At 43.2% G+C, this 11,732-nt stretch carries 9 protein-coding genes; 4 read left to right on the top strand and 5 right to left on the bottom strand.

The genetic code is table 11. The features are described 5' to 3' along the window. Positions 1-76: 76 nt before the first annotated feature. Positions 77-1,720 carry a glucose-6-phosphate isomerase gene (pgi, locus tag B5X60_RS10500; RefSeq protein ID WP_079702647.1) on the bottom strand — a complete coding sequence of 548 codons (1,644 nt, stop codon included), beginning with the start codon at positions 1,718-1,720 and terminating at the stop codon, positions 77-79. 150 nt (positions 1,721-1,870) lie between these two features. On the opposite strand from pgi, the gene B5X60_RS10495 reads away from it, so the two are divergent. Beyond that, the gene (locus B5X60_RS10495; RefSeq protein WP_079702646.1) at positions 1,871-3,184 is read left to right on the top strand and encodes a M16 family metallopeptidase; all 1,314 of its coding nucleotides are present in this window, start codon (positions 1,871-1,873) and stop codon (positions 3,182-3,184) included. Between the two features lie 4 nt (positions 3,185-3,188). Beyond that, positions 3,189-4,592: a M16 family metallopeptidase gene (locus B5X60_RS10490; RefSeq protein WP_079703240.1), complete on the top strand. Its 1,404-nt coding sequence runs from the start codon at positions 3,189-3,191 to the stop codon at positions 4,590-4,592. Between the two features lie 56 nt (positions 4,593-4,648). On the opposite strand, the gene B5X60_RS10485 is transcribed toward B5X60_RS10490, so the two are convergent. Then, complete coding sequence (locus B5X60_RS10485; protein WP_079702645.1) at positions 4,649-5,407, bottom strand: hypothetical protein; 759 nt, start codon at positions 5,405-5,407, stop codon at positions 4,649-4,651. 51 nt (positions 5,408-5,458) lie between these two features. Between B5X60_RS10485 and prfB the strand changes: the two genes are divergently transcribed. Beyond that, positions 5,459-6,536 (top strand): peptide chain release factor 2 gene (gene prfB, locus B5X60_RS10480; RefSeq protein WP_139377450.1). Its coding sequence is split into 2 segments (ribosomal slippage): positions 5,459-5,518 and positions 5,520-6,536, totalling 1,077 coding nucleotides; the frame shifts between segments, so codons are not numbered across the junction. A 153-nt stretch (positions 6,537-6,689) separates the two neighbouring features. Here prfB and B5X60_RS10475 read toward each other — a convergent pair. After that, the gene (locus tag B5X60_RS10475) at positions 6,690-7,574 is read right to left on the bottom strand and encodes a transglutaminase-like domain-containing protein (RefSeq protein ID WP_079702644.1); all 885 of its coding nucleotides are present in this window, start codon (positions 7,572-7,574) and stop codon (positions 6,690-6,692) included. 215 nt (positions 7,575-7,789) lie between these two features. On the opposite strand from B5X60_RS10475, the gene B5X60_RS10470 reads away from it, so the two are divergent. Then, complete coding sequence (locus B5X60_RS10470) at positions 7,790-8,575, top strand: O-methyltransferase (RefSeq protein WP_079702643.1); 786 nt, start codon at positions 7,790-7,792, stop codon at positions 8,573-8,575. A 90-nt stretch (positions 8,576-8,665) separates the two neighbouring features. Here B5X60_RS10470 and B5X60_RS10465 read toward each other — a convergent pair whose 3' ends face one another. Together B5X60_RS10465 and B5X60_RS10460 are read right to left on the bottom strand one after the other, a co-directional pair. Next, positions 8,666-10,255 (bottom strand): N-acyl-D-amino-acid deacylase family protein, encoded by a 1,590-nt coding sequence (locus B5X60_RS10465; RefSeq protein ID WP_079702642.1) that lies wholly within the window; start codon positions 10,253-10,255, stop codon positions 8,666-8,668. Positions 10,256-10,430: 175 nt separating this feature from the next. After that, on the bottom strand, positions 10,431-11,711 hold the full coding sequence (locus B5X60_RS10460; RefSeq protein WP_079702641.1) for a serine hydrolase domain-containing protein: 1,281 nt from the start codon (positions 11,709-11,711) through the stop codon (positions 10,431-10,433). Positions 11,712-11,732 lie beyond the last annotated feature (21 nt).

The raw sequence follows: 11,732 nt of genomic DNA, 5'->3' as shown, positions 1-11,732 counted from the left end.
TCGCGTAATGACACAGTGTTAGGCGCATCCCCGTAGTGGTCTTAACATATAACTAATTCATCTTTGCAGTTCAACGTTACTTCCAAGCTTTATACTGATTGATAAGTCCATTCGTCGAAGAGTCGTGGTTATCCACTTTAGCATCAGTCTTCAATTCTGGAAGAATTTGGCCGGCAAGCTGCTTCCCGAGCTCCACACCCCATTGATCGAAACTAAATATATTCCATATTACACCCTGAACAAATATCTTGTGTTCGTAAATCGCGATCAGCGACCCAAAGGTAAAGGGCGTGATCTTTTTAACCAGTATTGAATTTGTAGGCTTATCTCCGTCAAACACCTTAAATGGAGCGAGTTCTACAATCTCCCTGGCTTTTTTGCCGGATGCTTTAAGCTCTGCTTCGACTTCAATTCTCGTTTTTCCATTCATGAGGGCCTCCGTCTGGGCGAAGAAATTAGAAAGTAATAACTGGTGATGATTACCAATTGGATTATGACTTTGTGCAGGTGCGATAAAATCACATGGAATTAGTTTTGTGCCCTGATGTATCAGTTGATAGAATGCATGTTGTCCGTTAGTGCCGGGCTCTCCCCAAATAACCGGACCAGTTTGATAATCTATTACATCTCCGTCGCGATCAGTTGATTTTCCATTACTTTCCATATCGCCTTGCTGGAAGTATGCAGCGAAACGATGCATGTACTGGTCGTAGGGCAAAATCGCCTGACTTTGTGCTTCGAAGAAATTCGTATACCAGATTCCAAGCAAAGCCATTACAACAGGAATATTTTCTTTAAATTCTGTATTCCTGAAATGCTTGTCTGCTTCATGGGCACCGTCTAACAGTAACCTAAAGTTCGTAAATCCTATTCCGCAGGCGATGCTCAAACCTATGGCACTCCATAGCGAATACCGGCCGCCAACCCAATCCCAGAACTCGAACATGTTCTCGGTATCAATTCCGAATTCTGACACCCCTTTTTCATTTGTTGAGATTGCCACAAAATGCTTTGCCACTTCATCTTTAGTCCCTCCATTATTCAGGAACCAGTCGCGGGCAGAATATGCGTTAGCCATCGTTTCCTGTGTGGTAAACGTTTTGGAGGCAATCATAAATAATGTCGTTTCAGGATCAACTTTCTTCAGCGTTTCAGCAATGTGGGAACCATCAACATTGGAAACGAAATGAAGCTTGAGGTGGTTACTGTACGGCTTTAAAGCCTCTGTTACCATAACGGGACCAAGATCAGAGCCTCCAATGCCTATGTTTACGATATGTTCGACAGGCTTCCCGCTATAACCTTTCCAATCGCCGTTGATCACCTTTGCAGAGAAAGATTCCATTTTATCCAAAACCCGATGAATATCTGCTGATATATCTTTCTCATCTACAATAAAACCCTCCCTTTTTGGATCACGCAGCGCGGTGTGCAATACAGCCCTGTCCTCGGTTTCATTAATTCTTTCACCTGTAAACATCGACTCAATCGCTTCTTTCACTCCACATTCCTCTGCTAGTTCCAGAAGTAATTTAAGTGTTTCATCGTTTATCCGGTTTTTGGAATAGTCAAACAGGATATCTTCAAACTTAATTGAGAACTTATCAAACCTTGACTTATCATGAAAAAGATCTCTTAGATGATGTTTCTTAATCTGATCGTAATGTTTTCCTAAGGCTTTGAAGGCATGTGAGGATGTGAATTTCTGGCGTGGAAGCATAGTGAGTTATACGTTTTACGTTGTAAGTAATAAGTTTGAGGCGGGAAACTTAAAATTAAACGGTTTTCAGGCAAATCTGGTGTAAATAATTGTAAAATTAGATATATATCCATTAATTTGAACTTATTCCTGACCAATCAATTATTATTAATGAAGAAATTATTAACCATCTTACTGATGGGCTGCTGCATCCCAATGTTTGCGCAGACCAAAGCCGACGATGTGAAGACCTTCACATTGAAAAACGGTATGAAATTCCTGGTAGTCGAGGATAGTTCTATTCCTAACGCAAACATGTATCTGTTTTACAAAGTTGGATCGAGGAACGAATATCCTGGTATTACAGGTTTATCACATTTCTTCGAACATATGATGTTTAACGGAGCAAAAAAATATGGTCCAAAGATGTTCGACCAGACGATGGAGTTTAACGGTGGGGCGAATAACGCGTATACAACACAGAATGTCACGGTTTACACAAACTGGTTTCCGGTAAGTGCCATGGAAACAATTTTTGATCTGGAAGCCGACAGGATCTCCAGCCTGGCCATCGATCCTAAGATGGTTGAGAGTGAACGTGGAGTGGTTCTGTCTGAAAGAAGTACTTCGCTTGAAAATTCTCCATGGAGTATGCTCGGCGATGCAGTGAATGCCACCGCCTTTCAGGAACATCCTTATCACTGGACCGTCATAGGTTATGAGAACGATATCAAGAATTGGACAAAAGAAGACCTGGAAAGGTATTTTAAGACCTATTATAGTCCGAATAATTGTGTTGTCGTAGTTTCAGGAAATGTCAGAGTTGACCAGGTGAAACAACTTGCTGAAAAATACCTGGCAAATATTCCTAACGGACCGGCTCCTAAACCAGTACATCTGGTAGAACCTCCACAAACCGGAGAGCGCCGCGTTACAGTTCAGAAGGAGGTGCCAACGCCCTACATGATGATTGGATATCATACCCCGGAGGCAAAACACAAAGATTATTATGCATTGAGCATCCTGAACTCAATTCTCAGCAATGGGAATTCCTCACGGTTATATTCCTCCTTAGTGGATAAAAAGCAACTCGCCACCTCCGTTTTCACTGATTTCAGTGAAAGCTTCGATCCAAACCTGTTTCAGTTCTACCTGGAAAGCGCAGAAAATGTGAAAGAGGCTGACCTGGAAAATGCAGTTTATGAAGAGATCGAGAAAATCAAGAAAGATGGTATAACTGCTCAGGAACTTCAAAAGATAAAGAATCAAAAGCTGATGGAATTTTATGCTCAGTTGGAAACTATCAACGGAAAATCTAATAATATAGGAACATATGAGGTCTTCTTCGGAGATTACCGGAAAATGTTCGACGCACCGGCTGAATACTCCAAAGTTACTGCAGACGATGTAAAGCGGGTTGCAAACGAATATTTCAAGAAATCTAACCGTACCGTCGGTGTTTTAAAAACTAATGTTGAGGATTAAGAAGATGAAGAAGATCACTAGCTATATATTTTCTGCATTGGCGCTTTTTGCGCTTTCTCTGTCAGTTAATGCACAAACCAAGCAGGCGGCATTCAAGGTACCAGCTTATGAGAAATTTACCTTGCCGAATGGGTTAACTGTTTATTTGATGGAACAGCATGAAGTGCCGGTTATCAGCGTTTCGGCAATCCTGCCAGCAGGTGCTATCTATGACGGTTCAAAATCCGGACTGGCGTCGCTTACTGCATCAGGTCTTCAATATGGAACGAAGAGTTATTCGAAAACCAAGATAGAAGAAGAACTTGATTTCATCGGTGCCAGCTTGAACACTTATGCAAGCAAAGAGTCGGCGGGCTTATCTTCTAAGTTTGCTGCAAAGGATGTTGATAAGGTTATGCCCATCCTGAAAGAAGTTCTTGTGGATCCGATATTTGATAAAGAGGAATTCGAGAAAGAACGAAAAAGGGTGCTGACCAATTTAGATCAGGCAAAGCAAAGCCCGAGAAATGTAATCTCTTCGTATTGGGATAAGTTTATTTATGGCGATCATGTGTACGGTAATTCCCTAACTGGAAGTCAGGCTACTGTAGGTAAATTCAGTATCGATGACCTGAAAGCTTTTTATGCCGCGAATTACTCCCCTAAAGGCTCAGCAATTGCTGTTGCGGGAGATTTCAATGCCAAAGACATGAAGGCTCGTCTGGAGAAATTGTTTGGTGGGTGGAAGTCTAATGCTTCAGGGCAGCAAAACCTGGCAGCGCAGAACGTTCCGGCACCAACATCAGCACGAATACTGCTGGTTAATAAGGATGATGCACGCGAAACTACTTTTCTGATAGGAGGTTTAGGAATTCGCAGGGATAATCCGGACTTTGTTGCCATAGAAGTTGTTAATACTGTATTCGGCGGGCGTTTTACTTCCTGGCTGAATGACGAGCTTCGTGTCAATTCAGGTTTAACATACGGAGCCAATAGTCGCTTCACTCCTTTAAAAAACGCGGGTACTTTTGCAATTTCAACCTTTACTGCCAATAAAACCACAGAAGCTACCATAGATAAAGCGCTCCAGGTTCTTGATAGTCTTCATAAAAAAGGTTTTGATGATAAGACTCTTGCTTCGGCGAAGAACTATGTGAAAGGCCAGTTCCCACCGAGATATGAAACCGCAGGTCAGCTCGCAGGTTTATTAACTCAAATGTTCTGGTATGGCTTTGATGAGTCGTTCATCAATAACTTTGAAAAGAACGTGGATGGCCTGACTGCAACGAAGTCACGGGAGATAATTAATAAATACTTCCCCAAAGATAAACTTCAGTTTGTAGTAATCGGAAAATCTGAAGAGATCAAGAAGATCGCAGAGAAATACGGCCCGGTGGTTACTAAGGAGATCAAAGCGGACGGGTTTTGAGTTATATATTGTAAGTTAAACACCTTCCTTACGCCAGCCAGTATGTTACAGCAAAATCAGGACTGATCATTAAATTGATCGCCCTTTTTTATTGCACAACCTTTAAATGTAGTTCCGTCAATAATCACTTCAGCAGAGTAGTTATATTCCCTGTCTGACATCCCATCGCTGCACTTTTCTTTGCGGATGATAACGACGATTTTCTTGTTGCCCGGACTTGTTGCTTCATAACGGTAAACTCCTGCAGAGACTGTTGCTGGCTTGTGGATGAATTCAAGTGCTTTTTCCTGACCTACATTCTTGAAAACGATGCGTTTCTCATCAGGAATAATATCCACTGACCAGAATGGCTCATTCCCTAAAGCTATGAATTCATAATTATAACATTCAGTTTTGAAGTTCTTCGGCTCTACTTTGATTATGTCGGTCACCACAAGCACATTCTCATATTCTGATGCGTAGCCCATGGTTGATTTGCCAGTTAAGTATCCCTTCACTTCGGCGTACACACTTTCGTATGGGTAGGCAGGAAAGCGGTTAGTTTTCTCATATCGGGCCTGCAGATTTGCACTGCTGTCTACAACCCAGTATACAGTTTTATTACCACTGCAATCACGAAAGGTTCGTACTTCGTTGCCAAAAGTATACAAACCTTTAAACACTATCGGGCTATTAGTTTTTTCAACAGCGACAGAATCAGCTGGGGTATTTGAATCGACAATTGTTGTTGTGTCTGTCAATTCAACCTTTTGCTGGGGGCTGCTGCACGACTGTAAAATAACTGCGGTAACGACAATCAGAATGTAAGTTTTCATAGGCAGGCATTTTAGTCTCTTCAAAGATGCGAAATTTTATATTTTTGCATTATGACCAAAGAAAACATTACGGATTTAAGGGACAGGATAACGTCCCTGAGGAGGCATCTTTGACATCGACAAGAAGTTAGATGATCTCAAGAACGAGCAGGACATAGCACTCCGGCCCGATTTCTGGGACGACCCCAAAGAGGCCGAGAAGGCTCTTCATTCGATAAATACCAAAAAGAAATGGACTGATGAATTCCAGGAAGCGGAAGCTTCAGTGGAAGATGCTGCCGTCATGCTCGACTTTTTCCAGTCGGGAGATGCGACGGAAGCTGACCTTAAAGAGCAATATGACCTTTCTTTAAAGAAAGTAGAAGAGCTCGAGTTTAAGAACATGCTCAGTTCTGAAGAAGACCAGTTGAACGCGGTTATGCAGATTACTGCAGGTGCCGGTGGTACCGAAAGCTGCGACTGGGCGTCTATGCTATTGCGGATGTATGTGATGTGGGGAGAAAAGCATGGCTTCAAAGTAACCGAACAGGACTACCAGGAAGGTGATGTTGCAGGTATAAAGACTGTAACTATTCAGCTTGAAGGAAACTTTGCATACGGATATCTCAAAGGCGAAAATGGTGTTCACCGTCTTGTAAGGATCTCTCCGTTTGATTCAAACGCTAAACGCCACACGTCGTTTGCTTCCGTGTATGTCTATCCTTTAGTGGATGACACCATTGAGATTGATGTTAATCCATCGGATATAGAATTTGAAACATTCCGTTCAGGCGGGGCTGGGGGACAGAACGTAAATAAGGTAGAAACGGCCGTCAGGTTATATCATAAGCCCTCCGGTATTATTATCAAAAATCAGGAATCACGATCCCAGTTACAGAATAAAGAGAACGCTATCCGCCTTTTGAAGTCGCAGCTTTATGAAATTGAGATGCGCAAGCGCAGGGAGGCTTCGGCGAGTATTGAAGGAAATAAGAAGAAGATAGAATGGGGATCACAGATCCGCAACTATGTTCTTCATCCATATAAGCTGGTAAAGGATTTAAGAACTAATCATGAAACGTCTAATGCGCAGGCCGTATTGGATGGTGATTTAGACGAGTTTTTGAAGTCGTATTTGATGGAATTCTAAAAGGAGAATCAAGTATCAGGTATCAAGAATCAAGACTCAGTCGTGGTAACCGCATGGTATATGCAAGAATGGAATGTCTTGATTCTTATAACCGCTTGAGCTAGGCGCATAGGTACGCTTCCATCTTGATACTTGATACTTCCTTCTTCATACTTACCTCGGTTCCGGAAACAGTGCCAGCAATTCCTCAAGCTCTTTTACTTTATCTAATGCCGACAACTTTTCGTAAGCACTGATAAGGTTGCGCAGGACACGTTGTATGATGTCTACATTCGTGCAGGGTTCATAGAAATGCTCATTTGGTTTGAGGTTAAGCTGTTTTAAGAACGCATCAACATCCTTTCGTCCAAATATGAAGCCTTTATTGAAGGCGTTTATATAGAACAGGATCCTGTCTTCAAAAAGATCACCTGACACCATGATGCTTTCTGCCGGGGTTTCGTCAACATAAGCAAGGATAAAATGTTGAGGAAGATTAACGCCATAAATGGGAATATCCAGCTTTTGTGCGATGATGGAATAGATCACAGCCAGTAAGATCTGATTTCCTTTCCTACTTTCAAGCACCTGACTGATATAGGAGTTTTGCGGGTCCTGGTGATTTGTGGTATTGCCGGTGAAACCATGAGCACCATACAGCACGTGATTTATCAGCTTAACCTTTTCAACCGCACTCATATCATATATCATCTGCATCCAGATATCACGTTTGATATCTTCCAGTTGATTGATCACTTTTTGTTCGTCCAGATCCGGGTATTGATATTTGTTGATTATTAATATTCCCTGTAGCAAATCAAACGAGCCCCCTATGTACCATAGTTCAAGTTCTTTCTTCACATTCTGGAACTGGATCTTATGCACCAGGTTTTCTATTCGCTCCTGTAAGATGGAATCGAGGGATTGACCCCAGGCATTTTCGAGATGATGAATAACGTCATTGCCATATGATAATAACTTTTCTTCTACATGGCTTGCTATTTCCATGTCGGGATCGTCAAGTAGTTTAATTAATGATTCTATTTCCTTTTCGTTCATTGTGCATTCAAATTTACTAAAACGTTATTAAGCGAGATACGGGAAACGAGTTACGAGACGTATTTCTTAATTAACGGAAGTCTGTTATTAAAGTGGTAGTCTCACAGTCAGCCCCATGTTTCTCAATTCCTTTTCTCGCATCTCCTTTTCATATCTCTTTGCCCTTTCTCGCTGCTCGCTTCTCGTTTCTCGCCTCCCGTAACTATCTTTGCTCTATGATAAATCTGCAGTTAGCAGCCGACTACCTTAAACATCGATTCACGTCAAACACCCGCCATGGGGTCCACTCACCATTTGCATATCGGCTGGTTGATAAAGTTATTTACGATTTTCATGCCAAATCTGGCTATGATCGGATTGAAGATTTGCGGTCTGAACTTCTTAGGGATGAGCGTATTATCAATATAACAGACCTTGGTGCAGGATCGCATATTAACAACAATCGGCAAAAGCAGGTAAAGATTCTTGCTAAGAACGCACTGAAGCCCGCAAAACTTGCTCAGCTAATTCACCGGCTTGCAGCCGATCAGGCTCCCGGTAATATTATTGAACTAGGGACTTGTCTCGGCCTAACCACCGCTTACCTTGCAACTGCAGTACCGGATGCTCAGGTTGTCAGCATTGAAGGGTGTCCGGAGACCGCTGCTGTTGCTGAAGAAAATTTGGCTACCCTGGGAATTAAGAATTCAGGAATTCTTGTGGGTAACTTCGACAAGATCTTGCCGGATGTAATTGCCATGTTTCCCAGTCTCGACTTTGTCTTCATTGACGGGAATCATCGAAAGGAGGCAACTCTCAACTATTTCAAATGGTGTTTGCCGAAGCTAAGCGACAACTCCATCATGATATTCGATGATATCTACTGGAGTAAAGGAATGAAAGAAGCCTGGAACGAAATCAAAGCACACCCCGATGTAACGGTCACAATTGACCTTTTCTGGATAGGATTGGTGTATGTGAGGAAAGGGCAGGCGAAGGAGGACTTTAAGATAAAATTTTAATGAGTTGACAGTTGACAGTGGACAGTTGACAGTGAACTAAACGCTGCCACAATAACTTTCCACTGTCAAGCGTCAACCGTCAACCGTCAACTATTTGACGTAGGCCTGTCCATATAAGGCCCTCCCGCTCTTCGTGCCGAGGTGCTTTTCATTTTCAACTACCAGCTCGCCATTAACAACCACATATTTAAAGCCTTTTGAATATGCGTGGGGTTGCTGGAACGTTGAAAGGTCCTGAACTTCTGCTTCACTAAACACAACCAGATCGGCGGCGTAGTTCGGAAGCAAATAGCCACGGTCGTTGAGACCAAACTTCTGTGCCGGAAGCGATGTCATCCGGCGAATAGCTTCCTCAAGAGAGATTACCTTTTCATCTTTTACATATTTTCCCAGAACCCTGGCATTAGTACCATAACCCCGTGGATGCGGCATTCCCTGACCGAAGACCCTGATTCCGGCATCTGCGCCGAACATGCTGAATGGATATTTCATGATGTATTTCACATCGTTCTCATTCATGCTGTTGTACACCATCTGTGCACCACCGGCAAGCACCATATCCATTATAGTTTCCGCCTCATTTGATGCATTTGACTTTTTGCCCAATAGCTTATTTATCTCAGAAATATTCTTTCCGTTATAGGTACTATCAGGGGCATAGCTAGCAACTACTGCGTATGAATAATTCGGAAACGCATAATCTTTTAGCTGCTGAAGCATCTCCTTTTTTATTTTCGAACGAGTTTCAGGATCAGTCAGCCGGATCTTCATCGAATCGTTCCCTCCCTGGAAAGTCCAGTCCGGTAGGCGGATTCCCAGATTAGTACTGCTGGCGGTATATGGATACTGGTCAATAGTTACTTCCCAGCCATCGCTGCGAGCCTTTTCAATCAGTCCCACGGTAACATTTGACCTGCCCCAGTTCGACCTGCCGCCAACTTTAAAGTGCGAGATCTGTACAGGAATATTGGCTTCCTTTCCGATGTTTATAGCTTCGTTAATTGCATCCACAACATTATTTTCCTCGTCACGAATGTGCGATGCATAAACACCATGGTATTTTGCGGCAGCCTTTGCCAGACTTACTACTTCTTCAGTTTTAGCGAATGTGCCGGGTATGTAGATGAGCCCGGTTGAAAGTCCAACCGCACCATCACGCATAGCTTTAGCTACGAGTTCATCCATTTGCTTTTGCTCCTCTGCGCTTGGAGCACGGTTTGCACGCTGCAATACCTGAGCGCGGACAGTATTATGGCCGATAAGTGAGGCAATATTAATTGACGGACGGATGCTGTCTACCAGTCGCAAGTATCCGCGAATATCCTCTTCAGAACCCCCACAATTACCCGTAATAACCGTAGTTACACCATCAAGAATATAATTATCAGCTGTTGGAGTCCGGACAACACCATTTTCTATATGACCATGGACATCGATAAATCCAGGTGCAACAACGAGGCCTTTTCCATCAATCACTTTCGAGGCCCGCAGATCTCCTAGGTAACCGACTTTATAGATCTTGCCGTCTTTGATAGCCACATCTCCATAAAACCAGGAATTGCCTGTGCCATCCAGAATTTTTCCATTCTTAATAATAATGTCTGCTATGGTTTGTGCGGTTTGAGCAGCAGCGACTATAGTAGTAGTTAACAGGGCAATAGATAGTAAAAGTTTCTTCATTGTAATTAAGTTTGCTGTGTGCTGTGTGCTGTGGGCAATGGGCTGTGGGCAATGGGCATTGGGCTTTTAGCATATTGAAACCAAATATATAATTTTGGATGAAATGTTGAAGTAACAATATACCCTCCCAATAGAGCACAAACAAGCTCATTTCTCATTTCTCAATGCTCATTTCTCACTCGCTCAATGCTCCATATGCCATCGCACGGAATTTCTCGATCACCTCGTTATGAGTGCGGGCCTGCATCTGACGATAGATCAGGAGAACCATTTTCTCTTTAGGGTCGACCCAATAGGATGTTCCGAAAGCACCACCCCAGCCAAACGTACCTGCCTGTGCTGGTGTTCGGCCACTGCTTTTATCAGTCACAATCTGGAAACCCAATCCAAACTTATCCTCATTAGAAATTGGAATTTCCCCGACCTGGTTGGTGGTCATCATTCTAACGGAGTTCCTTGAAAGGATACGTTTTCCATTGTACTCCCCATTGTTCAAAAGCATCTGGAGAAAGATTGCATAATCATAAATTGAGGAGCTTAAGCCTGCACCACCGGAAAAGTAAGAGGTTTTGACTAAAGGATAAGCAGCGGTGACCGGACCATTATTGAGCATGTTTGCCTGTGCTTTAGCCAGAGTGCCATCAGGTTTTTCTGTATAGAGGTTAACCAGGCGACTCGCTTTAGCCTGCGGAACGTTAAAGTATGTGTCTTTCATTCCCAGCGGCTCGAAGATGCGGGTTCTGAAGAAATCATCCAGGCTCATCCCCGAAATAACCTCCACAATAGCGCCAAGGACATCATTGTTAAGGCCGTACGTCCAGCGTTCTCCCGGCTGGTGCATAAGAGGAAGGGTTCCCAGGCGGCTCATGGCAGTCTGCAAACTTTCATGGCTCACACCAATACCCGCGGTCAGTTTCGATTTACCATAAATCATATTGGCTTCGCGTGAGCCGATTTGAGCATAGCCTACACCGGACGTGTGTGTAAGGAGATCTTTGATAGTTATCTCCCGCCTGGCAGGAACGGTGGTGTAAGTCGTATCGGCAGCATTTAGCTGGGCAAGTACCGACTGTCCTTTGAAGGATGGGATGTAAAGAGAAACAGGATCACTGAGCAATAATTTGCCTTCTTCGAACAGGATCATTATAGCAACGCTGGTTATCGCTTTGCTTTGAGATGCAATTCTGAAGATGCCATCCTTTGGCAGCGGAGCTTTCGTATCCAGATCATCGTAGCCGGCAGCTTTATAATAAGCTACTTTGCCGTTCCTGATGATCAATGCTGATGCTCCATTCAGATAACCTTTATTTACCCAATCGTTCATCGCCACGTCAATGCGCTTAAGGCGTTCAGAGGAAAATCCCGCTGCTTCAGGGGTGGATGTAGTGATTGTTTGAGCTAAGGCAGTACTTAGAAGCGCTGCAATAAATAACAGGGATAGGAATGTTCTTTTCATGTTTCTAATTCAACAATGTAT

Source organism: Daejeonella lutea, from assembly GCF_900168015.1.
Lineage (GTDB): Bacteria > Bacteroidota > Bacteroidia > Sphingobacteriales > Sphingobacteriaceae > Daejeonella > Daejeonella lutea.
This window is presented reverse-complemented; position numbering and strand designations above follow the sequence as displayed.